Here is a 24,019-nt window from a genome sequence, read left to right on the forward strand (position 1 = left end):
ACTCCAATAAATACTTAAAATTAATTCGTTAAAACTGTTTTAGATGTCATCTCGCGGGACTTGTTAGATGCCGCAAACAGCGTCATTGCTACAATAATCAAGCCCACAGCCAGCGCCCTAAAAGGTGTGATGGGTTCTCCAAACACCAAAACAGCGATGAAAAATGCAGACATAGGAATGAGATTTAAAGCCATACTGCTGCCTTCAACACCAACACGCTCTATGCCGTATATGTATGCGATGTAGCCCAGTCCTGATACAAAGCCACCCAACACAATAATGCAGAGTAACGACCAAGAAGGGCGAATTACCAGTAACAGACTTGGTACATCAATGCCTGAAACCAGTAGATAAATGAAAAATCCAACCGCCGCAAAACCAAATTGATAATGCATGGTGCAAGTTGCACCGTATTTTTCTGCAAGCTGAGCACGCAAATGAGTCACCGATGCAAAGCTCAGCACACTCAATAGACAAATCAGGTGCCCGATATTTACCCCTCTATCTTGAGAAGTAAACGGAGGAGCGAGCACTAACATGGTGACGCCAACCAAAGCAATTCCGCTAGAGACGATTTGCATGCGAGTAAATCGAGCGCCGTAAAAAAGCTGACCTATTGCTAAGATAGCGATGGGAACAAGTCCCTGAATGACGCCATTTTCTGACAGTGAAATATAGTCCAACGAGAGAAACGAAAGAAAGCTAAACAAACCTTGGCCAACAACACCGCACACCAACAACTTGAATAGTTCGCTCCGATTAGCCCAACTAAACGCCAACTTCGGTTTGCTTTGAGTTTTCTTGTGGAGCATTGCAGAGAAAATCAGGACTAAAGATAAGACAAAGAATGCCATCATGTAGCGTAACCACACCAACAATCGCGCATCAATGGTTTGTAATGGCAAGGTAGCTAATGCGCCCTCAGAACCCCATAACAACCCTACGCCAATCGCCGCCATCCAACCTTTAGTCACAGATTTCATCATTTAGCTCGCTTCCGGTGTTGCTTTTTTATTGCTAGGCAATCTTTCCGTAGTCTGCTCTTCTTGTTTCGTTTCGAACTTAGTGAATACGTAAAGTGCTACAACAATCAGTGACACGATAATGGTTTTTCCCAGAGCCATCTGTTCGCCTAGTGTTAGTACCGCCACCAAATAACCAACCAAAGGCATTAGGTTAAGAGCCATTGTCGCTTTCTCTACACCAATACGTTTGAAGGAATAAAGTTGAATCAAGTAGCTACCACCAGAGATACCTGTACCTAAGAAAATAAGCAGAGCAATCAACAATGGGCTAGAGAATATGATGTAGATCTGAGATAAGTCTAACCCCATGGTGATCACAACAATAATGCCCATGACAGCAACTGAAATATATTGGTACAGCATAGAAACGACTGAGCCATATTTATCCGCCAGGCTCGCTCGTAAGTGAGCAGTCCACGCTAGCGCCAGCATTGAACACGTCACGTAAACATAGCCTAGTAGTGGTGTACCACCTTCAATGGAGTTTGTTGGACCAACACTCATCGCATAGATACATACCGCAGAGGCAATAAAAGCACCCCACTGAATCTTGTTCATGCGGAAGTTCATAAACATCATGCCAAAGAAAACCGTCGCGAACGGCTGCATGCCTTGAATAACACCGTTTTCAGTCGCACCAATGTGAGACAGAGAAAGGAAGTTAAACAGTGAAAACACCCCTTGTCCAACGATGCCACAAAGCGCAATGCGACCAATATCTTTGGTATCGATCTTCAATGAAGAACCTAAATCAGCGCTCAAGCTTTTGCTACGTGATGTAAAAAAGAAAATGATGGAAAGGCCAATTACCGCGGTAACGTAGCGGAAAAATACCAATGTCATCGGGTCAACCGCCATAGAAAGTGGCTTTGATACAACCCCAGTTACGCCCCAGATACAGGCAACAGCAATGGCAGCAGTCCATCCTAAAAATGTGTCTCTGTTTGTTGTGTTCATCTGTCTATCTTCCATAATTTTTGATAACGGCGGTGCAGAACACCGCCTGAATATTCATGATTTACATGTAGAAACTAGTGGTTAATTCGCTTCCGTCGCCGTTTTCAGCTGAGGCACTTTTTTCTTCGCCTTGCCAAACTTCATGAACATCATCATCGAACCAATAACTACGGCTATCGCAAGTAATCGCATTGGTGTAACTGCCTCACCGAGAGCAAAAACAGCGAGTACAAATGAAGATAGAGGCATTAAGTTCAATGCCATACCAGTACCATCTACGCCAACACGTTCCATTGCGTAGATGTAAATCAGGTAACTGATACCAGAGATACCCACACCTAGAATCGCAATACAAAGCACACGAAGGGGAGAACTAAAGATTCCTAGCGCTGATGAGAAATCGGCGCCGACAACCAATAGATAAAGACCGAAACCAATTGCCGCAAAAACAAACTGATGATACATAGTTGCCACTGAACCGTATTTCTCAGCCAGTTTTGCACGAGCGTAAGCCATCGTAGAGAAACTCGCCGCACTACCAAGACAGATCAAGTGACCAATGTTGAACCCACTGCCTTCAACCGATGGATCCATGACCAAGATAGCCACACCAGCAAACGCACCGACAGCTGCTAAAATCTGTAATGGTGTAAAGCGTTCTCCATGACGAAGGAAACCTACACATAAAATGATGATTGGGATAAGGCCTTGGATTACGCCGTTTTCTGAAGCGGTAATGTAGTCAAGAGACAGGAACGATAGAAAACTGAAAGCGCCTTGACCGATAATACCGCAACATGCTGCCCAGAAGATGTCGTGTCGATTTGCCCAATTAAGTTTAAAGTCGACTTTTTTCTGTGGTTTACCTATAGCGTTACTGACTTGGATAATCACAAACAATGTAATGAAGGCTACGGTATAGCGAACCCATACCAAGACTTGTGCATCCATTACTTCAAGAATAGGCGTTCCAACGATCCATGGAACACCCCATAACAGGCCAATGAAAATAGCCGCAATCCAACCTTTTACTGTATTACTCATCTTTAAATTCCTTTCAGTGTTTGCTATTGATTTAGCAATTGGCCGTAACCTGGACATTGAGCTTTGTTGCCGACTAAGTGCATGCAGTGCCAGAACATCGCAGAGTTGCTGCACACGACAGGGATACCAAATCGGTCTTCAATCTCTTGAATGTGGTCAAGAACACGAAGGTTGGTGCAAGACATAAACACCACATCGGCACCTGAGCCTGGCAACATCTTGCTCAACGCTTCCATCATCGATTCCTTTGAAACCGTCGTAATGTCAGTGTCTTTCTCAATGCCAAGTGAACCTAAAACAGGAACTTCAAAACCAGCGGCTGTCAGTTGTTGATAAAGAGGGAAATTCACTTCTGTTGGATAGGGGGAAAACACGGCAACTTTCTTTGCACCCAAGTGCTTAAATGCGGCTTGAGCAGCTGTCCATGGATTGGTTGCGGGAATATCACCGCGATTTTTCGTAAGAAGGTTAGCGACTTTTTCTTCACCGATAATGATAGAAGCTGAAGTGCAACCAAACGCCATGACATCCATGGATAAACCCGTCGCTATCAGATCTGATGCTTCGCTGATCCCAACCGCAATTTGGTCGAGCGCTTCTGGAGTCATTTCGCTGCTGTAATAAACACGGGAGCTAAACACTCCTGCTTGTGTGCCCAGTAATTTTGCCCAGTCCATCTCTAATGAGTGGTCAGTACTTAGCTGCACTAAACCGATATGAACTCGACCAATCCTTGGAGCCTGAACGTGGTGTAATGGGATTTCAAATTGTCGAAACTGTTCTATTGTTTGCATGAGAAACTCGTATTTTTATAGTTTTTATATGCTGACTCCGGAGTCCAGAGTCAGCTTTTGTAGGGTGTTAAGTTTGTAAGGGGCTAAATAATGATCAGCTCGGGTTCAGCACGCTCGCTCAACCATTCAGCACCGTCTTCCGTGATCACGATGTTCTCTTCGTGCACCATTGACTTGCCAGGTGCGTAAACCATGCCCGGCTCTAGCGTCATCACCATGCCTGGTTTAAGCACTGTGTTATCGGTTGCTGTGTTAGACGGGCGCTCTGTCAGCTCCATACCTAAACCGTGACCAAGACGGCCAACGTCATTACCCAATGCACCATTGGCTTCCAATACTCCCCACATTGCGTTGTAAATATCAGTGGTTGTAGCGCCAGGTTTAGCAGCTTCGAAGCCTTTTGTTGTTGCTTCATAAGTTGCACGGTAAGCAGCTTTAGTTTGCTCACTTGCCGAGCCAAATGCCCAGTTACGGTCGAAATCAGAGAAGTAACCATCACGAACAGCACCGGTATCGATGATCAATACATCTCCCGGTTCAATGATGCGGTCGGTTGGGCCCATAATAATACTGTCGTAACCATCGGGGCCTGAACCAGCAATGATATAAGGACACTCATCAGCCCCTTCTAGCAACATATCGATACGGAACTGCTTACAGATTTCGCGCTCGGTCATGCCGGCTTTTGCATACCCAGGAATTTTGCTAAAGCCCACATTGGTAATACGACAGATTTCGCGAGTTTTTTCTATTTCAGCTTGTGATTTAATCTGACGAAGCTCATGCATCGCTAATGACACATCAACAAAATCTTTCTTAACCATGGTGGTTAATTTGAGGTAGTTATTTACTGGCATACGCAAGTGAGACTCAATCCCTAATGTCGCGCCAACTCTGCCGTGACGACAAGGTAAAGAGTTCAACGTGCTTGCAACCAAGCTAATGCCGTCATCTTCTGGCCTTGGTGAAGGCCAAGTAATGATGTTCTCAACCCATGTTCCTGCCATACCGCTAGCACCAATCTCAGGAACAATAGCAATAGGTTTACCTTCTGCTGGGATAACAACGAACCATGGTCTAGTTGGGCTGTGCCAAAACTGAGTGTGAAAACCAGTAAAATAGCGAACGTTTGGTTCCGTAGTAAAAATCATCGCGTCTAGCTTCATCTCATGCATAACTTTTTGAGCGCGTGATGTTCTGTTTTCAAACTCAGCTTGTTCAAAGCCTCGGTTTAGGTAGTTAGTCATTGGGGCCTCTAATTATTATTGTTGGGTCAGCAATTACGAACCGACCCTATAGTTCAATTTTGTTTACGTTACGATGAGCATCTTACTGACATTTCAGTTAAATAATGTGACCAGGATCTTACAGTTAACTATAGTGACCCAAACCCATCTAAAACCAGAATTTTTGTTGATTTTGATCAATTTTAGGTACTTATTTGTAACTTTATACTTGTGCAAGGAGCGAGTGTATAGTTTTATAGTTACATAAAGTTAATTGGCAACTTGAAATCCATCGAGTAACCAAAGATAATGAAAGGCAATTAAAGTTAACAACAGTGGTCTAAAATGAACGCATCAGCATATAAATCGTTTAACGTAGAATTCACCGACAATGACAGAGAGCATCTCGCACTGAACTTTCGCTTAGCCGAAACTATTGCCGACTTTATTGGTCCGCATTGTGAGGTAGTGATTCACTCATTCGAGAGCTTTGAAAAATCAGTGGTGAAGATCGTGAACGGTCATCACACAGGTCGAGAAGTAGGGTCACCTATCACCGATCTAGGGCTGAAAATGCTGAGTGTGTTTGAGAGCACTGGTGAGGTCACGCCAAAGAGTTACTTCACCACCAGCAAAGATGGGTCACTGCTTAAATCTACGACCTGTGTGCTAGCTGGAGAAAATGGCAAACCGATTGGACTATTCTGTATCAACATGAATTTGTCTCACCCGTTTCCTGAGATCATAAAAACTTTAATGCCGGACATTGCTCATGCCCCTGTGGGTGTGCATGAGAACTTTGGAGCTTCAACAACAGAAGTGATTGAGCAAGCACTTGAGCACGCTATTTTTGAAGTCGATAACGATGAGTCAGTCAACTTGAAAGGTCGAAACAAAGCCATTACCAAGCTATTGCTTGAGAATGGTATTTTCGAATTGAAAGAGGCGACAGCATTCGTATCTGAACGTCTTGGTATAACTCGCCACGCTATCTATAAATATATCCGCGAGTTTAGAGCTTAAAAATCCTATAAAGAGAAATGAAATGAAAACAAAAATCCATACAGATCTAGCACCTGCAGCAATCGGCCCATACTCTCAAGGCATGGCATTCAAAGACCTTATTTTCACTTCTGGTCAGCTGCCTCTTGATGCAAAAACAATGGCGTTTGTTGAAGGTGGCATTAAAGAGCAAGCTCGTATGTCACTAGAAAATTTGAAAGCTGTACTAGAGCAAAGCGGTGGTTCACTGGACACTGTTATTAAGACCACATGTTTCCTATCTGATATGGAAAACTTCGTCGCATTTAACGAGGTATACACAGAAGTATTCGGGACTGAGAATGCACCAGCACGCTCTTGTGTTGAAGCGGCTCGTCTACCAAAAGACGCATTAGTTGAAGTGGAAGCGATCGCTTACATCAAGTAATCGCGTAGCATTTTTCGCAATACTACCTGTCGCTATGAACGACTAAACAAGGTCATTGACCATCGCTTAATGACCTTTAATTCATCTGTCTGTATCTAAGTGTGCCCTATGTTAAAACTATCAAAAAATTCATTCTATACTGGTCAAGTCTGCGAACTATTCACCGCTTCTCAAGCCCAACAAGCGCGTGAGTTTCACCGCCAGATCGAAGGTTACCAACCTACACCACTTGTCTCTCTTCCTAACTTGGCAAAACAATTGGGCGTCAAAGCCATCTTGGTGAAAGACGAATCAAAACGCTTTGGTTTAAATGCCTTTAAAGTGCTGGGTGGCTCTTACGCACTTGGTCGTCAATTAGCTAAACACCTAGGTATTGATATCTCTGAGATCAACCTTAAAACGGTGGCTTCAAAATTAGATAAACCATTGGTATTTACCACAGCGACTGCGGGTAACCACGGTACGGGCGTAGCGTGGGCAGCTCGTGAAATGGGACAAAAAGCCGTAGTTTATATGCCAAAAGGCTCATCTCAAGCGAGTGTAAACCGTATCCAAGGCCTAGGTGCCGAGTGTATCGTGACAGAAGTTAACTATGACGACACGGTACGTATGGCGAACCAAACTGCGCAAGACAATGGTTGGATGCTTGTTCAAGACACCGCTTGGGACAGCTATGAAGAAATCCCAACATGGATTTCACAAGGCTACATGACAATGGCAGATGAAGCCGTTGAACAAGTTCAGGCATCAGAGTTTGGGTCACCCACTCACGTCTTTTTACAAGCAGGTGTTGGCGCAATGGCTGGCGGTGTATTGGGCTACTTAGTTGATAAGCTAGGTGCGGGCACTTTCGAAACCATTATTGCTGAGCCAGCTGCAGCAGACTGTATCTTCCGCTCAGGTGTGAAAGGCGAAATGGTCAATGTATCGGGTGAATTGAATTCGATTATGGCAGGCCTTGCTTGCGGTGAGCCAAATCCCGTGACTTGGCCAGTACTCCGCGATTGCAGCAACCATTTTGTATCGGTTGAAGACAGTGTTTCAGCGAATGGTATGAGAGTTTTAGGAAACCCATTACACGGCGATAGCCAAATTGTCAGTGGTGAGTCAGGTGCAATTACGTTAGGTCTGTTGTACCAACTTTGTCGTGAAGGTGCAGACCAAGCAGTACGTGATCAGCTAGGTTTAAACCGAGATGCAACCATCATGGTCTTTAGTACAGAAGGCGACACGAACCAAGCACGCTACCGCGATATAGTTTGGAACGGTTTGCATCAATCGAACTAATTGATATCTAAAAGACACCAAAATAACAAAGCCACAGCAAAGCGCTGTGGCTTTCTCTTTTTGCTGATAACTACCATGTGAGTTAGTTGAGTAACCAATAGCTCACTGGGTTATCTGGACACTGATAAGGACCACACTCAACAAAGGTAGCGATGGCATTGAGTGCAACCACGACGATGGCTAATAAGCACGCCACACGCCCCAAATTACTCATCTTATACGCTTCCTGCGATGGCTCTTTATTAGTCAATATTAGAATGACAGCAACCGCTAATATGGTCGCAGCAAATAACACGAAAGCCCAAGTGTAATAGTGCATCCCAAAGATAGGACTACCATAGCCAGGCGTGCCTGGAATCACATGCAGCGATACCTGCCGTAGTGAGGTGGCGACACCATACAAGGCCCCGATCAAAACAATGCCATAGTGACGAGGTTGGGGCCCATAAACCACATTCAACATGAAGCCAAACGCAACCATCACGAAACCGATACGTTGCAACAAACACAGCGGGCAAGGCAACTCATGAAGCACAAATTGAAGGATAAAGCCTATCAACAGCACTGCGGTCATGCCGAGTAGGCCAAGCGTATTTAGGAGCGTTAACTGATTTCGATTCATGTTAGCTCCTTACAATAAGATGGGTAATGAATCAGTCGCATGGTGATTGAACCAATACAACCCAAGGATCACAGAGCCCGCAAAAAAGCCATAAGCCGCGGTCTTCTTCTCGAAAAAAGCGCATAACATCGCCACGAGTAATAGTAGAAACAGTAAAGACATCATAAGAGGTATTCCCTCGCTATTTATCAAGTCCAGTCATATTGAACGTCAAAATGAATATCCACACCTACGCCCTCAATCATTCAATTTCGGAAAACCTATGGATTACGGATTTAAAATCATCAACTTAATACTTGTTAGCAAGCTCTAACCTGTCAAGTTACTGTTACTAACAGAGTGCTTTCCCTACCCAAAGATGCAAGTAACACGCCGATATAAGCAAAGTGAGCACCGCTCAGCATTAGACATAACCGGAAACAGAACATAGATATTACGATTGGCTACACTTACGAGACAGGGATAACACTTAAAGAGTGAATGGCTAGGAAACATAATGAAAACAACACGATTAGTCTCAGCCATTTTTCTTACCGGCCTTACCTTTCCCAATATCATTTGGGCCAACTACACGATCGTTCTACCCAGTCAACATCAGCAAGGGATCGACTTGCAAGGCAATGAAATATCAGCCCACGATGTGGTTGATTGGGAGCTCAACAATAGTGATTTGATGTTTGGAGCGAATGCGGAACCGAGCCTCAACACCAAAGTCCAGGCCGTAGGCTACATGTACAACCAAAAGTTAGAGTTAAATTCAGGCCCATTCGAAAACGAGATTAGAGACATCGCTGAACGATACGACATCGATTACGAAGACTTTTTTCTACACTTTTCAGAAGACACCATCCTTGCAGAGCCTGACCCGACTCATGGTGAGAACACTCTATTAAACCGCAAGCCTATGCTCGTTGGTTATACCGCAGACGAAATGCACGCAGGTTTTGCCCTTTATCAACCCACACCTTGGGATACCGATGTCTTTGAACATTTCCAACAAGGGGGGGCGCTCTACATTTATCACTCTGAAAAGTTTGACCATTTAGAATTTGAATTTTCACGCTTTGCACAAGGAGGAAAATTTCGGATTGAATATCCATCTTTGATGAATGCTGAGAATCATGTGACCGATTGGTCTCAAATCGAAATAACGGAAGATGGCACCAAGAACATGACTCAGAACCAAGCGGTAAACTGGCTATTACCCGCAGATTGGGTACGAGCAAGCACTCATGATGGGAGTGGCCAAAGTTATGGTGGCGGCCAATTTTTTGGCTCATCTTTTGTCCGTGATGGTGGGCGTTTATACGTTGTTAGAGTGCGCTGGCAAGGCCACGCAAATCATATTCGACCTCGTTTAAACCGTGTTCAACTCGGAGATAACTTTCCGAAAGTCGCTCCAAAATACTTGTCATCAGCAGCAGTAAATAACCGCTCTCCCGATAAAACAACGCATTGGAGAAAAATTCGTGGTTTCGACCAATCGGCCGATCTCAACGACGACAACTATTTATCTCCTGCTGAATACCAAAACCGAAGCAACAAATCTGCCACAGCTCGATTTCGTTGGCAGTCCCGTGTTATTCCTTTTGGTCGAATGTGGGACCAAAATTCGTCATGGTCGCTAACCAATCTGGCTAATCCCGGGCTATTGATGGCAATGGGCAGTTATTATGGTCAACACTGGACAAAACTAGGGCTCCGTGGCGCCTACAACGATGACACCAATAAGCTCTTAGGTAGCAATCAATTTGATATTTACTCTGGGGGAAACATCGCTGAGCTTGATGCTATCGCAGGCTCAACTGAAGCGGATGAACGCTATAAACAACAGTTCACCGCCTTTCTCAAACGATTGACTGCCGTTAATGACAAACCATTAATCGGGCTCAACATTGGAACGGCTAACCTCTATGGTCGAAATGGGCAAGCGCACCTTATCGATGCAGGAAACCTGTATTTCAGGGAGCACTATATATTTCCGTCAACGGGCTTTAGCGGCTATGGCGGGCTATCGAAGTTTTGGGATAACTCAGCACTCGGCTATTCAGGGGCGAAGGTTATTCAACAAGCCACTACGCGCTATGGACGAGTGCAGTTCTTTGGAAACAACCAAGAGAATTGGCAACAAGACCAGTACTCAACTCTCGCTGTCTATTACCTCAACTACCACCCTGAACACAGCTATTTCAATCAATGGAACAACAGTTACGTGTATGGGAGCAACAACACCACAACAGATAACTTCTGGAAACCGGGCGTACCCAAAAACATGGCTTATAAGCCCACAGCATTGCTCGATATCACTCTTGGAAAACCTTCAGGTGTGATTCCTTCGGGGTTTGAACCTATCTCATTGATGCTCTCAACTCGTACTCCACAATCTGAGGATTACACGATTGTTGGCAACACTCCGCAATCCCAGGTCACTCATCAAGACTTACCTAATGGCAAGGTTTCACTGCTACCGACTCACACCTATTTCCTTTATCAATCAGATAAACAGGTTGTAGAAGGCGGTCCAGAAGACATGGTGATAGCCAGAGAGTTTGAGCATGGACGAGTTCTCTATCGCACCGATTTTTATGGGAAAAATGCTGACTTTTATGCTGCAGGAAAAATCTCGATTCGATTAGACCCACCAATGAAGCCCGTGAGTGCTAACGGAATAGTAGGAGAATATGTCGATGAAATACAGATCGCTGGCTACCAAGGTTTGATACTACTTTATTGAAGCATCTCGAACTTGAATTGATCACCATAAAGCCAAAAAACCTAGCGAGTGATCGCTAGGTTTTACACATAAAAACGAGTTAGTCTCTGCTTACTTCAGAGGATCATTATCAGGCAAAGCGTTGTGTATCCATAACGCTAGGCGCTTCTTAATATTTGCACCATCCAACTTACTGTCTGGTAACGGAGTGATTTGATTAACTTCAACAAGAAATAGATAAACAGCCTTAACCTTGATTGGTTGAGATGAGTTCGGCAAATCGAAACCTTGCAACTTTGCCATTTTAAAACCGACTTCTAGAGCCTTCTTAACCAGCTTATCTTCATTCATGATCTTCGCGGTTTTCGACATATCATCTCCATCATCTTCGTAGATTGAACCTTGAGTATACCAAACTGAATCTAAGACAAGATTACCGCGCTCTCAATTCGAACACTCTCTTTGATAAATGACATTAAACGAATTCCAGCCCCTAAATAGATACCAGCCTAATTGACATGTACAGGGCGGAAATCAATACGCAAACGGTATCTTAACAAAATACTCAATAAGTGAGATCTTAAGCCCAGAAATCAAAACGGAGCGAATTTTAGCTTAATATCCAACAAAATACCGAATACTATGTTTTCTTATAAAAATAATAAGCACTCTCTTTTCTATAGATAAACCACTGTTATTTAACTAGTTTTATACCATGTCGACTTAGATCATATTTACAGTCACCCGTAAAGAAAAGTTATTTACAAAATACTCATTAAATAAATAAAATAGACTCAATAATCTTGTACTGGTGTTAATAATGCGTTACCTATGGGCTTCATTCTGTCATAAAAATCCTATCCCCGGACGAATCGTTCATATCCTTGTTATCTTGATAGCATTAGCTTCTATCGTGGTTCCATTAATGACAAAAGATGCCACAACGATATTAATTTCATTATGCGTTGCTTTGGTGTGTTTTGTGCTGTTTGTATTCTTTGCCCTTGCCGACAAAATGCGTTCGGGTATGCACTAATCAAATATCCAGGTCACTCTTAAGCACCTAGAATGATAGAAAGAAAACGCCCAAAGTTATCCACTTTGGGCGTTTTTACTTCAGAAGCGAATCACTTTATAACCCACTCTCAATAAAGATCTGCAAACTCTTCAATCCGATTCTTTCCTCTTAATAACAAAAAGTTAAGAAAGCGCGATGTGGAAGTCGAGATTACTTTCTCTTCAGGTACTTCATGCTTGTCCAAGAGCGTAATTGCGAGATCTAAATGCGCAATCTCTTCACAGAAGTGAGCATCTGAGCCTGTTGAAAAATACACGCCCACTCCCTTACCGATTTCGACGATTTTAGAGCAGCGTACATCACTTCCCTTGCGGCTTTTTCCAGTCAAAGAGGTATTGTTCACCTCAATCGCCACATTGTGCTGTTTAGCACACTCAAGCACGGCTCGAATATCAAACGGGTAATTTGGGTTACCAAGGTGCCCAAGTACATCAACCTTTCCCCCCTCAATTGCATTAATGAGGGCTCGAGTATGTATCTCTTCTGTGGATGGAGGGAATACGGGCTCGTGGAAGCTCGCAATGGTCCAGTCAAGGTGCTGATAGGTTGAAGGGGCGAGATCTAAGTCTCCTTCAATGTTGGTGATATTTGCTTCCACTCCACGAAGGATTCCAACATCGTGAAGAAAGCGGGGCAAAATTCTTTGATTGTTGAAAAACCAGTAGTGGGGGGCACCCGGCATTTCAGGAGCATGATCCGTTGTACAAAGAAGTTTTAGCCCCTTACCCTGTGCTGCTTTAGCGTTCTCAATAATAGTGCTGTAAGCATGGCCGCTGGCAAGAGTATGAGTATGGCTGTCGACGACGATCTTCATAGCGACCTCCTAGAATTAATTGATATCAAAAGAACCATCTTGGTTCATATATAGAGTCAGGTCCGCTTTTACAGAATGATTTAAAACCATGTCTACATTCTTAGAATCTGAACTTTGATAAAAAGCGAGGGCCTCTTCAGGCGTTGAGCCACCACGAATCTTACGGTTCACTAAACGCTCTTCTAAAAACTTAGGATCGGTATCGATGAAGATGGTGAAATCAGCCAGCTCATTCAACCCACTCCATACTGGTTCATCGAGCAGAAGCCAATTCCCCTCAATCACCACAATCTCTTTTTCAACAGTGATAGCATCATCAACCGGATCATGTAGGTTACGGTCATAGTATGGCCATTTCGGGTCTTGGACTTTGAGCTTTTTTAGCTTGTCTATCAGGGATGTGAGGTTAAAGGTCTCGTGTGCGCCTTTAATACTACGCAGCTTTATCTTCTCTTCACCGCGCATGGTGTAATTCGAATCAAGAATCTCATTTGGGTAGTGGAAACCATCAAAAGGCAGCACCTGTAATGGCACGACATTAGGAATGGTTTGGGATAGATGCTCCCAAAATGCCGCTAAGGTCGATTTCCCGCTGCCGGGAGGCGCAGCCAGGAATATCACCGTTCGTTCGTTTTTTTCTTGGTAAAGGCGAGAAAACTTTTCAACCAATGGCTTATGAATTTGTTCGATATTGTTATCTGGGAATACAGCTTCAGTCTCAAAGCCACTGACATTTAGGGAAACTTTCATATGAAAAGCCTTAATCTAAGATTTCGTTCTCCACGGTTTCTAACAAACCTTCGCAAGCGAGTTTCAACACGGTTTTGACCAGTGACTCATAGCGAGCTTGAGAAAAGGAGTCGAATGATGAAAATTTTAACTGGTTAATCGAATCAAGATAGATGCTGCCGTCGCTCTTCGAGAGCGTCGCTTGATTAGTGATGAAGTCGTAAATGACATCATCACTAAACGAAATTGGCTCTTGTTGCTGCGCGACAAAACCGTGCATTTGGTCAAACAAGTTAATATCTGCGTAACTCTCTAGTGAGATCTTACCCATCGCAAACATCAGCTTTGATACCACATCAATCTCGACCAAAGGACCATCCTCTTTGAGTAGAGGGGTCACGGCATACTCAATCACCAAAGGATCTTGAACAAATACCCTTGGTAACAAATGCTTTAACTTAACGCTAATCAGCTTATGAGATGCTTGGATAAAACAAGTGGCGGTTTCACACTCTTCTAAGGCATCTAATAATTCGTCTTGCACCGTAATAACATGTTCCTTATTGGTCGTGGCAGCAGTGTAGCTGCCACGAAATCATCGATTACGCCGTTAGGCTAACGCCGTAGAACTCAAGCAGTGCTTTCTCTGCCAGTTCGTTCCAAACGTAGTTGTTGTCTTTCAAAATTCGGTCTAGTTCGCCGAAGAACGGGTCTTGTTCTGCTAGCTTGTGGAATTCATCAATTGCCGTCAGTGGCAGGTCAATATGCGGGTAGATTAGCTTTTTACCACCAGGAATATCCAGTTGATTTAGGATAGTGTGAGGTGCCGCCTGTAAGCCACCAACGTGAGTTAGCATAAATGATGGGTTGATCTTACCCGCTTCCGAAAGTTCAATGGATTCAACCATATCCCCTGTTGAACCGCCAGAGGTTCCTACAATATGCGTAGATTCATAATGCACATTGTAAAAGTTGAACGGTACTTTAAATTGCTTGTCCGTTGGACCCGCAAAGAAGTTCAGACAGCCATCGTTACCTAATAGCTCATCAGCTTGCTCAAGCACCTGTGCAACCGCCGCATATACCATGACATCGTCATAGCCATTACCGTCATTGAGTTCTTTTAAGTACGTAACAGGATCATCAATTTTCGCTGTGTTTACGTAATGGAGTTCAATACCATTCTCGGTCGCTTTTGATACCGGGATAAGGCTTTCTGCGCGTGCGAGACGAGCTTCATCGATATCAGTCACCACAATACGGCTTGGCTTCACAGGGCCATTAATCGCGTAATCAATCGCACCAATACCCATAGGGCCTGCACACGCTAGAAGTGCTAGCGCGCCACCTTCTTTAATACCCATTTGGTGTTCATACACGTAAGGCGTGGTGTGATAGCTAGCGTGAAACGCACCGATGATGCAAGACATTGGCTCGGCAAGTGATGCGTTTGCGTAGTAAGAGCTCTTGTATGGCAGCACACAGTCTAAATCAATCGCAACTTTAGGGATAATTGAGTAGGTTGCATTACCACCAAATGTCTCGTAGCTGTAGCCTGCTGAGTAGCCTGTTGGCAAGCCCATTGCTGGCTGCAGTACAAATGGTTCACCTGGTTTGAAACGGTCTTGTAAGTTAGCGCCCACTTCTACAATCACACCTGCGTATTCATGGCCTGTCATTACAGGTACTTCAGCAATATTTTCAGGCACACGTTTGTGGTTACTGCCGAGGAGCGCCGCTTTGTAAGTCGATAGACAGATGCTGTTTGAAACGTTTTTAACCAGCAGTTCATCATCTGAAATCTTTGGTAGATCGAAGGTTCTTAGTTGAACGTCTTTCTCACCACAAATTACCGCTGCAGTTGTTTGAACCATGATTTTATCTCCGAAAAGTGGGGCCAATACCTGACCCCAGAATATTAATTAAGCTTGCTGACCGATGGTGTCCATTAGGTTGTCTAATGCTGGGTCATGTAGGAAGTTCTTGATAGTCACCACAGGAAGACCTGTTGCTTTGATTGCGCGACTCTCAAGGCTCTCGTGGGTCACCACCACGTCCGCGTTGCTTGGCACTTTTTCGATTGCGAAGTTCTTCACTTCAACATTAAAGCCGGCTTTTTCGAGTTTGCGCTTGAAGGTTGATGCCCCCATCGCGCTTGAACCCATGCCTGCATCACATGCAAAGGCGACGAATTTGATGTCTTTAGCTTCTGCTTTTACCGCTGCTGTTGGAGCTTTAGCCACTACGCCTTCTGCTTTCATGTCTTTCATGTCAGTCACAGATTGCTCGAACTCATCTTCAGATTCTGTCTTCTTGCTAACTTTCAGGATTGCACTTGCCACTAGGAAAGACACAATCGTTGCTGTTATTACACCGGCGATAGTTGCGAAGAAGCTGCCTTTTGGTGTTAATGCTAGGTAAGAGAAGATTGAGCCTGGGCTTGGGCCTGCAACTAGACCACCATCAAGTAGGTTGAACGTTGCAATACCTGTCGCTGCACCTGCAATCATCGCGAGAATCATGATTGGCTTCATTAGCACGTATGGGAAGTACAGCTCATGAATACCACCGAAGAAGTGGATGATGATGGCACTTGGTGCTGATTTCTTACTTAGACCTTGACCAAACTTAGCGTAAGCCAAAAGCATACCTAAACCAGGACCAGGGTTAGACGCCACCATAAAGAAGATAGATTTACCCGTTTCCGCCGCCGCTTGTAGACCTAGTGGGTAGTAGATCCCTTGGTCGATAGCGTTGTTAAGGAACAAGACTTTTGCTGGCTCGTTAATAATCGCAAGTAACGGTAGGAAGCCAGTCGCAACCAACGCTTCGATGCCTGATTTAACGAAAAGGTTCGCTGCAGTCACAGCAGGGCCAACAATCGCATAGGCAAATAGACACATCAGCATGCCGAAGATACCTAGCGAGAAGTTGTTTACCACCATCTCGAAACCAGAAGGGATCTTGTCTTGTAGGCGTTTATCGATTTGGACAATCACCCAGCCACTCAATGGACCCATGATCATTGCACCAACAAACATTGGGATTTCCGCACCAGCGATAACACCCATAGTACCGATGGCACCCGCTACAGCACCACGCTTGTCACCGACAATTTGGCCACCGGTATAACCAATAAGTAACGGTAATAAATAGGTAATCATCGGACCAACAAGCTCACCGAAATACTCGTTCGGCATCCAACCTGTTGGGATAAATAATGCAGTAATAAAGCCCCAAGCAATGAAGGCTCCGATATTTGGCAATACCATGGCAGTCAGATGACCACCAAAAGCTTGCACTTTGGCTCTTATATTTGTAGACACGTTATATTCCTTATTTTCAAAGGTTATTATTAGTAACTTTTAATAATTTCAAGCACTTCAGCTTTTGAAGAAGAAGCAGCCAGCTTGGCAATGTTTTCTTCATCAACCAGCATTTCGCTCAGCGCTTGAATAACCTCTATGTGTGTATCTGAATCCTTTGCAGCTAATGTTAATAAGACATTGGCAGGCCCCATATCAGACCCAAAATCCACCGGGTTAGAAAAGACATGAATACCAAGACCTGTCTTTAGTACACCTGCTTCTGGACGGGCATGAGGCATAGCAATACCTGGACAAAGAACGTAATAAGGTCCATTATCATGCGTTGACTGAATGATCGCGTCTGCGTAGTTATCGGTAACGTACCCCTTGTCTTGCAGGTAACGAGTTGTTTCCTTAACAGCATCTTCCCACTTATATTCAGAGTGGTTAATAACATCAATTAAGTCGTGGTCAATAAGGTCATAAAGCATAATATATCCCAGTTATTCTTTGTTCGTAGTTGTTGGGATTATTATCAATGGAAGTTGAGGAATAGAGAAATGGCAACAAAATGAGACTTCCATCACTTAAACTTTACTGTCAAATGATTAGTTATTCTCTACCTCTCATATTTATCATGAAATTTAATTACAAATTTATTATTAACAACAAGTCAATACTGTAAACTTGATAGAGCAATCAGATTAAGAATTAAAGTTAAATATCACGAACGTGATAAAGATCTATTTACGCATATTGACCACGCATTAATTGTGATAATGATTACATTTAATTTGGTCGTTTTAATGGTTTGACGCGCTTAAATCAGTGACCAAGATCCCGTATGAAATACAAGCACAACCCACTTGTAAGTAAGTGACATCTCGTTCACGCACCAATTCAAGTCTGCCTCAAATGGATAGTTTGGTTATCATTGGTTCAAATACGGAAAAGCCCAAAGTTATTAGCTTTGGGCTTTTCTTCTAGCGACTGTGGTTGATTACAACCGAGTGATACGACAACCGAGTCTTACAGCGTCATATGCAGAATTGGAAATGGTTTCCCCATGTCATCAAGTGGTGAGCGTGATTCAATTTTGAACCCCATGTGCTGATAGAAACCTACCGCTTGCGGGTTTTGCTCATTGACGTCAACTTTGGTGGCTGCTAACTGCTTAATCGCATGTTGCAACAACACCGTACCTACTCCTTGTCCTCGAACTTCATTCAAAACAAATAGCATCTCGACTTTTGCATCATGAACACCCACGAAGCCAACAATCGAACCACTTTCATTTTTAACGCATTTCAAAGAAACCGCAGGGAACGCATGTTCCATGATGATGGGTTTAAAAAACTCAATATCTTCTTCTGTAATAAAGTCATGAGTTGCTCGGACTGAATTTTCCCAAACCTTAAGCATTTCTGCATAATCTTCAGGAAGCACATTTTCTATAGTCATAATTTTCTCTAGATTGAACTGAATATAAACATGTGCAGCCGCGAAACCGTAGTCTAGCAGTGGTTAGAAAAGCAAAACAACCGTCTTTTCTCGGTTAATCAAAGATTTCGCTAACCCTATTAATCAGGCATTACCACAATACCCATAGTTTCAAGCAGTTGCTCTTGTTGCCAAGCGACAATTTTGATGCCCGATGTGTCCACCTTTCGAGGATCTAACCCTTCTAATTCAGCGTGACACAAGTTTGCTCCCTGCATACTGAACTGTCCCCATACATCTTCAGAGAATACACCGCGGCTCAGGTCCGACTCCTTTAATGACGCTCCTGTAAGGTAAGTCCCTATCCAACGGTTCTCAAACAGCTCACATTTTTCTAAACAAGCCTGTTCAAAGTTAGCATAGGACAAGTTACAGCCTGTGATATACGCCGAGCAAAAGTACATGCGGTTGCTCACTTGGTTGGCAAAGTTAGCACGAGTAAAGTTCGCCCCTTTCAGGTCGCATTCACGTAGCTCAATACCATAACAATTCGCGTTACTAAAATTCGCCATTGCCAACTGACAATTCTGGAAGCTTGCATCTCGTAAGTCGGCAATACCAAAGTGACACCCTTCGATATCACCTTGCTCAATGAACTTACAATTGATAAAGGTTGTGTCACGTAGGTTACAACGCCTAAAGTCACAGCGAATGAAGGTACATGCTGTGAAAGTCATATCGGACAAATCTTGTTGAGCGAAATTGTGGTGATGATAAGTACTGTTATTAGTGTCCATTTAGCCCCCTAAAGAAATTAAGCTAAGACTACCACTGAGATCTTCAGAAAACACCAAATTAAAAACCAACAAAAACAGCAACTTAAGACACCTCAAATTAGCCATTCTAAGGTGCCAAAATAGCATTTTAAGAGGGTTATTTTCGTTTTATAGTACGCGCTTATCTTAAAAAAAGTTTTATCGCTTGTAGGTGCCAATAAGAGACAAAATCACTTTGGCGAAACAAGTCATTATTGACAGCCTCCTAACGTACTAGACTGGACGGTTGGTATGTTGCTAGTTACACTATTCCTCATTCTCAGCATAAAGAGTAAGACCAATGAAAGACATGCGACAAGCTATGCTCGATGCAGGGTTTAGTCTTATTAATGAACACGGATTTGCAGGCGTTGGTTTAATGAAAATCATCAACCAAGCTGAAGGCACGAAGGGTTCTTTTTACCATTACTTTAAATCTAAAGAGCACTTTGGTGAGATCCTTCTTACCAACTACTTTGATGAGCATCTCGCTAAGCTGGATGACTTTTTAAGTGATGAGTCGCTTTCTCGTCGTGATCGCGTTAAAGCCTATTTCGAGTTTTGGTGCGCATCAAAACTGACTGAGGACTTCAATATCCAATGTCTTGTCGTAAAACTGGCGGGAGAAGTATCTGGCTCTGCTAACCCATTGCAATCAACCATGGCAGAAGGTGCTGAGAAGATAATCCTACGTATGGCAAAACTGTTTGAAGAAGGCAATGAGGCTGGTGATTTCACTATCGCAGAGCCAGAATCGCTATCTCGAACGCTTTACGGTCTTTGGCTAGGATCTACGTTAATGGCTGCGATGCAAAGAAATCGTTCGATTCTAAGCAATGCGATGGAAGAAACCTTACTCGCTTTGAGTTCAAAAGACTAATCAACGACAATGCTCAAAGGCTCGCATATTTAGCGAGCTTTTTTGTTTTCAAGCTCAATGATTGTCTACTTCGACTTTTACTTGTCACCAGTAAGATAACTTTACCTTGCACGCTGCGGCATCCCATTGGCTTGCAAAAGGGCATTAAGTGTAGGGTCGATATGTTTGAAAAACTTGAGCCAACCTTCACACAAGTAATTTAACCCAGCCTCACCGTCACGACTGGTGATGATTCGGTTTTTAGGACACTCGCCATGACAAGCAAACTTAAACTCACAAGTTTGGCATTGTTTAGGTAGTGACTTTTGCTTAGCAAATCCAAAGGTTTGTTGGTCTGGTGAAAACGCTAATTTTGACAATGGCTTATCGTGGATATTACCCAACTTAAATTCTGGGTAAACATAGTGGTCGCATGAATACACATCGCCATTAGGTTCGACCGCCAGTCCCTTTCCACAAATTTCACTCAAGGTACACATGGTACTGTCTCTTCCCATCCATACACCGACAAAGTTTTCAAAGTAAGGAATAAGTACTCGACCAAAATCATGTTCGAACCACTCATCAAAAACGGCTTTAAGAAACTCTCCCCACTGTGCAGAACCGACACTCCAAGATTCGACCTCTCCCGAAACCGGAATGATCGCTTGCTGATGGGAAAGCCATTGGTTGTTGGTGTGAGCTTCTCGTTTATCCACGACAGGGATGAACTGAAGCTGCTTCGAACCCACTTCATCGCGTAAAAAACGATAAACTTCTAACGGGTTTTGGCCCGTTACATCGTTGACACAAGTTAAAGTTGCAAACTCAACGTCATGCTTCTTTAGAAAACCAATCCCTCGCATGGTTTGAGAGAAGGTCCCCTTGCCTGCTCGGTTGGTGCGATAGTGATTATGCAAATGCTCGGGGCCATCAATGCTCACACCAATAATGAAGTGGTTCTTCTTAAAAAAATCACACCACTCGTCATTGAGTAAAGTGCCGTTAGTTTGCAGGTCATTACTAATTTTACTGTAGCTCGGACAATACTTGTTTTGCAGTTCCACCACCTTTCTAAAGTACTCAATCCCCAGTAAGGTAGGCTCGCCACCATGCCAAGAGAAGATAATTTCTGGAGTGTTTTGGCCTTCGATGTACTGCTTGATATACCGCTCTAGCAGTTCCTCATCCATCACATATTGAGTGCCCTTAGGGTATTCAAGCAGCTGTTGCTTTTCCAAGTAATAACAGTAGGTGCAGCTGATATTGCATACCGCCCCAATCGGTTTGGCCAATGCCTGAAGTTTACTGTGTGCTTTACCGTTAAATTGAGGAATAGTGCTTAGATTTGATAGTGATAATGTCGTCATGAAAAGTACCTCGATGTAAAAGTTTTTGTATTGGCTAAAACAGTCCGTAGTTCCTTTACACGGTATCTAGCGGCCAACTCAGCTTTACCACGCTAAGCTGGCCAACTGATTCATTTCCTCTATTTCACGTTCTCAAACGGGTTCCACGCTTCATCAACCGGCACAATATTTTGTGCTTTTTCGTACTCTTGATACTCAGCGATCATCTCATGGAACAGATCAGGCAATTGCTCTCTTAAGTCGTGCTGCTCGGCAGGATCTTTCTTGGTGTTGTATAGATGCCACTCGCTATCACCCCCCATGCCGGTAGAGATTCGAATAATCTTATAATCACCTTTAAGTAGAATTCCGCTGCCAAACAGTTCGAACGGAATCGAGTTATCTGAGCTGTGAACCTTTGGTGTCTCTCCTTTGAAGTAAGGCACTAAACTCACACCACTCATCGGTGCCACTTCTCTACCTTGATATTCCGTTCCCGGATGCTCTACATCGGCAATTTCTAGAATGGTGGCTGCGATGTCTTTAACTTGTGACAAGTCATCGGTTTGAGTTCCCGACTCTAATGCTTGCTCCCCCTCTAAGACGGCTTTCGCAGGTTTAACAATGAACGGAACTCGGATACCACCTTCCGCGGTATAGGCTTTGTACCAAGACAAACCACCGGTGGACGCACTCGCCCACTCAGGACCAAGTGACACACTAGAGTTTGCTTTGCCTAAGTTTTCAGTCGAGTTATCAAAGTGATGCGCCGTCCATGTTCGAATCAGATCACTGATATTTTCACCGGTAATATCTGCAGCTTCTGGGCCGTTATCTGCGAGATACATGATGTAAGTATTGTCGTATTCCCCGATCTCTTTTAGGTAATCGACAATCTGACCAACTTGCTGGTCTTGCATTTCCATCATGCCCATCGCGACAGCCATTTTCTTGCCGTACCACTTTTGCTCTTTCTCAGAGAGCGAATCCCAAGGACGGCTTAATGAATTACGACCTGAAATATCCGCATCTTTAGGAATTACGCCCATCTCTTGCATACGTTGGAAACGATCTTCTCGAACCGAATCCCAACCATGTTCAACGTAGTAATCGACTTTATCTTGATAGGCAGACTCTGGCGCTTGCAGTGGCAGGTGAATACCGGTGAATGGGACATAAGCAAAGAAAGGCTTACCGTCGTCTTTTTTGTTGTCGATCATCTTGATGATTTCGTTGGTGTAAACCTGATCTGAGTATTCGCCTCTATATTTATCTGCGACGACTTCACCATTTCGGTAAGTTGGCTCAACTTCAACGCCTGGAATTTCACCTTTTTGAAGTGCATCGGCTGTCGCTGCATTTTTAGCAGGGAACATCATATCTCGATTAAAATGATTCGATCCGCCAGCTAAAATGCCATAACTTTCAGAGAAACCTCGGTCATCAGGTAAGAAGCCATCTTCATGACCTAAGTGCCATTTGCCCGATAAGTAGGTGTTATAGCCATTGTCTTTAAGTAACGTTGCCACCGTTACGCCCTTCTTGGTGAGGTAACCTTCATAGCCTGGCTTACCAATAGCCCCAGGGTACACAGCGTAATCAAAGGTGCCTAAACCAACCTCGTGACTATTGGCACCGGTAAGCATCATTGAACGCGTTACTGATGAGGTTGGTGAAGCGTGAAAGTTAGTGAATTTCACCCCCTCTTCGGCCAACGCCATCAAGTTAGGTGTATCGACTTCTGAGCCATAAGGCTGGGTATCTGCAAAGCCCACATCATCACCAACAATAACCACAATATTCGGTTTTTCAGATTCGGCAGCAAAGGCTGCACTGCTTGCTGCTGCCATTGCGGTGAACAGCACGGATTTCTTGAATGTCTGCATAAGACGTTCTCCAATTTCTATGATTAACTTTTTCTGTGATTAACCTTTTTGTGATTAACCTGAGTTAGGATTTGAATTAGTGCGCGGCTTGGGACATCCAATGTAATAAGTCGAGCGCAGGGTCATAATCTTGAGCGGCTGCCATACCAATCCAGGTGACAGCTTCCGCTTGGCTCACTTCAACGCCACTACCAGAGAAATACATCAGGCCAAGCTGAGTTTGAGCTTCAGGGCTACCTTTACTCGCGGCGGTCTCGAACCACTCCGCCGCTTTATCATCGTTCTGCTCGACGCCCTCTCCGCTCAGGTATAAATAAGCGACAGAGAGCTGGGCATCCAATTGCCCTTGGTAAGCTTGATCCAACAGTTGCACGACATCTTGATGCTGCTGCGATTGAACCATAGTGGCCTGGTTCTTAGAGCTTTCGCTTCCAACACTTGCTTTGGCAAAAAACACAGCAGCCAAAACACCGGTCAGAATCACGGTAGTTAAACGTTTATTGATCATTTATTTCCTCCTCGGGAATAAAGGTCACAACGTCCCTGTTGAATTATTTAGGTGAAAAGTAGGAATGGCGCGATGATGCACAAACTAGCCAGCAATACGTTTTCAATCTTCATGGTGAGTCCTCGGAGTACAATTA

At 43.9% G+C, this 24,019-nt stretch carries 25 protein-coding genes; 6 read left to right on the top strand and 19 right to left on the bottom strand.

Features of this window, described 5'->3' with window-relative positions:
* Positions 1-20 precede the first annotated feature (20 nt).
* The 5 genes from F0232_RS02735 to F0232_RS02755 form a co-directional block, all read right to left on the bottom strand.
* Positions 21-986, bottom strand: a complete 966-nt coding sequence (locus F0232_RS02735; RefSeq protein WP_239940056.1) for a DMT family transporter — start codon at positions 984-986, stop codon at positions 21-23.
* Positions 987-1,982: a DMT family transporter gene (locus F0232_RS02740; RefSeq protein WP_061032020.1), complete on the bottom strand. Its 996-nt coding sequence runs from the start codon at positions 1,980-1,982 to the stop codon at positions 987-989. It abuts the gene before it with no gap.
* 81 nt (positions 1,983-2,063) lie between these two features.
* The gene (locus F0232_RS02745; RefSeq protein ID WP_061032019.1) at positions 2,064-3,026 is read right to left on the bottom strand and encodes a DMT family transporter; all 963 of its coding nucleotides are present in this window, start codon (positions 3,024-3,026) and stop codon (positions 2,064-2,066) included.
* Positions 3,027-3,049: 23 nt separating this feature from the next.
* Positions 3,050-3,820 carry an aspartate/glutamate racemase family protein gene (locus tag F0232_RS02750; RefSeq protein WP_061032018.1) on the bottom strand — a complete coding sequence of 257 codons (771 nt, stop codon included), beginning with the start codon at positions 3,818-3,820 and terminating at the stop codon, positions 3,050-3,052.
* 83 nt (positions 3,821-3,903) lie between these two features.
* Positions 3,904-5,067 (bottom strand): Xaa-Pro peptidase family protein, encoded by a 1,164-nt coding sequence (locus F0232_RS02755; RefSeq protein WP_061032017.1) that lies wholly within the window; start codon positions 5,065-5,067, stop codon positions 3,904-3,906.
* Positions 5,068-5,391: 324 nt separating this feature from the next.
* On the opposite strand from F0232_RS02755, the gene F0232_RS02760 reads away from it, so the two are divergent.
* From F0232_RS02760 to dpaL, 3 genes are all read left to right on the top strand, one after another.
* Complete coding sequence (locus F0232_RS02760) at positions 5,392-6,069, top strand: transcriptional regulator (RefSeq protein ID WP_017068123.1); 678 nt, start codon at positions 5,392-5,394, stop codon at positions 6,067-6,069.
* Between the two features lie 22 nt (positions 6,070-6,091).
* Entirely contained in the window at positions 6,092-6,475 is a 384-nt protein-coding gene (locus F0232_RS02765) for a RidA family protein (RefSeq protein ID WP_004732389.1), read from the top strand.
* 108 nt (positions 6,476-6,583) lie between these two features.
* Complete coding sequence (gene dpaL / locus F0232_RS02770; RefSeq protein WP_105058545.1) at positions 6,584-7,762, top strand: diaminopropionate ammonia-lyase; 1,179 nt, start codon at positions 6,584-6,586, stop codon at positions 7,760-7,762.
* Between the two features lie 82 nt (positions 7,763-7,844).
* Here the strand turns inward: dpaL and F0232_RS02775 are convergent, their stop codons facing one another.
* Both F0232_RS02775 and F0232_RS24985 read right to left on the bottom strand, forming a co-directional pair.
* A complete protein-coding gene (locus F0232_RS02775) occupies positions 7,845-8,384 on the bottom strand; it encodes a disulfide bond formation protein B (RefSeq protein WP_061032015.1) in 540 nt (179 codons plus the stop codon).
* A 9-nt stretch (positions 8,385-8,393) separates the two neighbouring features.
* Positions 8,394-8,549 carry a DUF5993 family protein gene (locus F0232_RS24985; RefSeq protein WP_162884309.1) on the bottom strand — a complete coding sequence of 52 codons (156 nt, stop codon included), beginning with the start codon at positions 8,547-8,549 and terminating at the stop codon, positions 8,394-8,396.
* Between the two features lie 331 nt (positions 8,550-8,880).
* Here F0232_RS24985 and F0232_RS02780 point away from each other — a divergent pair, with 331 nt between their 5' ends.
* On the top strand, positions 8,881-11,118 hold the full coding sequence (locus F0232_RS02780) for a hypothetical protein (protein ID WP_105058546.1): 2,238 nt from the start codon (positions 8,881-8,883) through the stop codon (positions 11,116-11,118).
* Between the two features lie 90 nt (positions 11,119-11,208).
* Here the strand turns inward: F0232_RS02780 and F0232_RS02785 are convergent, their stop codons facing one another.
* Positions 11,209-11,469 carry a DUF5062 family protein gene (locus F0232_RS02785; RefSeq protein WP_017072477.1) on the bottom strand — a complete coding sequence of 87 codons (261 nt, stop codon included), beginning with the start codon at positions 11,467-11,469 and terminating at the stop codon, positions 11,209-11,211.
* Between the two features lie 448 nt (positions 11,470-11,917).
* On the opposite strand from F0232_RS02785, the gene F0232_RS02790 reads away from it, so the two are divergent.
* Positions 11,918-12,133: a hypothetical protein gene (locus tag F0232_RS02790; protein ID WP_102424727.1), complete on the top strand. Its 216-nt coding sequence runs from the start codon at positions 11,918-11,920 to the stop codon at positions 12,131-12,133.
* A 109-nt stretch (positions 12,134-12,242) separates the two neighbouring features.
* Here the strand turns inward: F0232_RS02790 and F0232_RS02795 are convergent, their stop codons facing one another.
* From F0232_RS02795 to F0232_RS02830, 8 genes are all read right to left on the bottom strand, one after another.
* Complete coding sequence (locus F0232_RS02795) at positions 12,243-12,989, bottom strand: phosphatase (protein WP_105058547.1); 747 nt, start codon at positions 12,987-12,989, stop codon at positions 12,243-12,245.
* Positions 12,990-13,004: 15 nt separating this feature from the next.
* Entirely contained in the window at positions 13,005-13,739 is a 735-nt protein-coding gene (locus tag F0232_RS02800; RefSeq protein ID WP_105058548.1) for a nucleoside/nucleotide kinase family protein, read from the bottom strand.
* Positions 13,740-13,749: 10 nt separating this feature from the next.
* Positions 13,750-14,268 (bottom strand): MltR family transcriptional regulator, encoded by a 519-nt coding sequence (locus F0232_RS02805; RefSeq protein WP_048609996.1) that lies wholly within the window; start codon positions 14,266-14,268, stop codon positions 13,750-13,752.
* Positions 14,269-14,320: 52 nt separating this feature from the next.
* Complete coding sequence (locus tag F0232_RS02810) at positions 14,321-15,592, bottom strand: zinc-binding dehydrogenase (RefSeq protein WP_061032010.1); 1,272 nt, start codon at positions 15,590-15,592, stop codon at positions 14,321-14,323.
* Positions 15,593-15,640: 48 nt separating this feature from the next.
* Positions 15,641-17,044, bottom strand: coding sequence for a PTS mannitol transporter subunit IICB (locus tag F0232_RS02815; protein WP_061032009.1), 1,404 nt, complete (start codon positions 17,042-17,044; stop codon positions 15,641-15,643).
* A 29-nt stretch (positions 17,045-17,073) separates the two neighbouring features.
* Positions 17,074-17,517 (bottom strand): PTS sugar transporter subunit IIA, encoded by a 444-nt coding sequence (locus tag F0232_RS02820; RefSeq protein ID WP_017065190.1) that lies wholly within the window; start codon positions 17,515-17,517, stop codon positions 17,074-17,076.
* A gap of 538 nt (positions 17,518-18,055) precedes the next feature.
* Positions 18,056-18,487, bottom strand: coding sequence for a GNAT family N-acetyltransferase (locus F0232_RS02825; protein WP_105058551.1), 432 nt, complete (start codon positions 18,485-18,487; stop codon positions 18,056-18,058).
* Between the two features lie 119 nt (positions 18,488-18,606).
* Entirely contained in the window at positions 18,607-19,263 is a 657-nt protein-coding gene (locus F0232_RS02830; protein WP_105058552.1) for a Qnr family pentapeptide repeat protein, read from the bottom strand.
* 319 nt (positions 19,264-19,582) lie between these two features.
* Between F0232_RS02830 and F0232_RS02835 the strand changes: the two genes are divergently transcribed.
* Positions 19,583-20,161: a TetR/AcrR family transcriptional regulator gene (locus F0232_RS02835; protein WP_105058553.1), complete on the top strand. Its 579-nt coding sequence runs from the start codon at positions 19,583-19,585 to the stop codon at positions 20,159-20,161.
* Positions 20,162-20,262: 101 nt separating this feature from the next.
* On the opposite strand, the gene F0232_RS02840 is transcribed toward F0232_RS02835, so the two are convergent.
* From F0232_RS02840 to F0232_RS02850, 3 genes are all read right to left on the bottom strand, one after another.
* Positions 20,263-21,510, bottom strand: a complete 1,248-nt coding sequence (locus F0232_RS02840) for an anaerobic sulfatase maturase (protein WP_105058554.1) — start codon at positions 21,508-21,510, stop codon at positions 20,263-20,265.
* Between the two features lie 119 nt (positions 21,511-21,629).
* The gene (locus tag F0232_RS02845; RefSeq protein ID WP_105058555.1) at positions 21,630-23,375 is read right to left on the bottom strand and encodes an arylsulfatase; all 1,746 of its coding nucleotides are present in this window, start codon (positions 23,373-23,375) and stop codon (positions 21,630-21,632) included.
* Between the two features lie 76 nt (positions 23,376-23,451).
* Complete coding sequence (locus tag F0232_RS02850; protein ID WP_105058556.1) at positions 23,452-23,883, bottom strand: tetratricopeptide repeat protein; 432 nt, start codon at positions 23,881-23,883, stop codon at positions 23,452-23,454.
* Between the last annotated feature and the right edge of the window lie 136 nt (positions 23,884-24,019).

Source organism: Vibrio sp. T3Y01, assembly GCF_013114525.1.
GTDB lineage: Bacteria > Pseudomonadota > Gammaproteobacteria > Enterobacterales > Vibrionaceae > Vibrio > Vibrio chagasii_B.

What these genes read in the sequence shown, in the direction of transcription:
- F0232_RS02735 (WP_239940056.1), bottom strand. Translation starts at nt 986, where the DNA reads ATGATGAAATCTGTGACTAAAGGTTGGATGGCGGCGATTGGCGTAGGG.
- F0232_RS02740 (WP_061032020.1), bottom strand. Translation starts at nt 1,982, where the DNA reads ATGAACACAACAAACAGAGACACATTTTTAGGATGGACTGCTGCCATT.
- F0232_RS02745 (WP_061032019.1), bottom strand. Translation starts at nt 3,026, where the DNA reads ATGAGTAATACAGTAAAAGGTTGGATTGCGGCTATTTTCATTGGCCTG.
- F0232_RS02750 (WP_061032018.1), bottom strand. Translation starts at nt 3,820, where the DNA reads ATGCAAACAATAGAACAGTTTCGACAATTTGAAATCCCATTACACCAC.
- F0232_RS02755 (WP_061032017.1), bottom strand. Translation starts at nt 5,067, where the DNA reads ATGACTAACTACCTAAACCGAGGCTTTGAACAAGCTGAGTTTGAAAAC.
- F0232_RS02760 (WP_017068123.1), top strand. Translation starts at nt 5,392, where the DNA reads ATGAACGCATCAGCATATAAATCGTTTAACGTAGAATTCACCGACAAT.
- F0232_RS02765 (WP_004732389.1), top strand. Translation starts at nt 6,092, where the DNA reads ATGAAAACAAAAATCCATACAGATCTAGCACCTGCAGCAATCGGCCCA.
- dpaL (WP_105058545.1), top strand. Translation starts at nt 6,584, where the DNA reads ATGTTAAAACTATCAAAAAATTCATTCTATACTGGTCAAGTCTGCGAA.
- F0232_RS02775 (WP_061032015.1), bottom strand. Translation starts at nt 8,384, where the DNA reads ATGAATCGAAATCAGTTAACGCTCCTAAATACGCTTGGCCTACTCGGC.
- F0232_RS24985 (WP_162884309.1), bottom strand. Translation starts at nt 8,549, where the DNA reads ATGATGTCTTTACTGTTTCTACTATTACTCGTGGCGATGTTATGCGCT.
- F0232_RS02780 (WP_105058546.1), top strand. Translation starts at nt 8,881, where the DNA reads ATGAAAACAACACGATTAGTCTCAGCCATTTTTCTTACCGGCCTTACC.
- F0232_RS02785 (WP_017072477.1), bottom strand. Translation starts at nt 11,469, where the DNA reads ATGTCGAAAACCGCGAAGATCATGAATGAAGATAAGCTGGTTAAGAAG.
- F0232_RS02790 (WP_102424727.1), top strand. Translation starts at nt 11,918, where the DNA reads ATGCGTTACCTATGGGCTTCATTCTGTCATAAAAATCCTATCCCCGGA.
- F0232_RS02795 (WP_105058547.1), bottom strand. Translation starts at nt 12,989, where the DNA reads ATGAAGATCGTCGTCGACAGCCATACTCATACTCTTGCCAGCGGCCAT.
- F0232_RS02800 (WP_105058548.1), bottom strand. Translation starts at nt 13,739, where the DNA reads ATGAAAGTTTCCCTAAATGTCAGTGGCTTTGAGACTGAAGCTGTATTC.
- F0232_RS02810 (WP_061032010.1), bottom strand. Translation starts at nt 15,592, where the DNA reads ATGGTTCAAACAACTGCAGCGGTAATTTGTGGTGAGAAAGACGTTCAA.
- F0232_RS02820 (WP_017065190.1), bottom strand. Translation starts at nt 17,517, where the DNA reads ATGCTTTATGACCTTATTGACCACGACTTAATTGATGTTATTAACCAC.
- F0232_RS02825 (WP_105058551.1), bottom strand. Translation starts at nt 18,487, where the DNA reads ATGACTATAGAAAATGTGCTTCCTGAAGATTATGCAGAAATGCTTAAG.
- F0232_RS02830 (WP_105058552.1), bottom strand. Translation starts at nt 19,263, where the DNA reads ATGGACACTAATAACAGTACTTATCATCACCACAATTTCGCTCAACAA.
- F0232_RS02835 (WP_105058553.1), top strand. Translation starts at nt 19,583, where the DNA reads ATGAAAGACATGCGACAAGCTATGCTCGATGCAGGGTTTAGTCTTATT.
- F0232_RS02840 (WP_105058554.1), bottom strand. Translation starts at nt 21,510, where the DNA reads ATGACGACATTATCACTATCAAATCTAAGCACTATTCCTCAATTTAAC.
- F0232_RS02845 (WP_105058555.1), bottom strand. Translation starts at nt 23,375, where the DNA reads ATGCAGACATTCAAGAAATCCGTGCTGTTCACCGCAATGGCAGCAGCA.
- F0232_RS02850 (WP_105058556.1), bottom strand. Translation starts at nt 23,883, where the DNA reads ATGATCAATAAACGTTTAACTACCGTGATTCTGACCGGTGTTTTGGCT.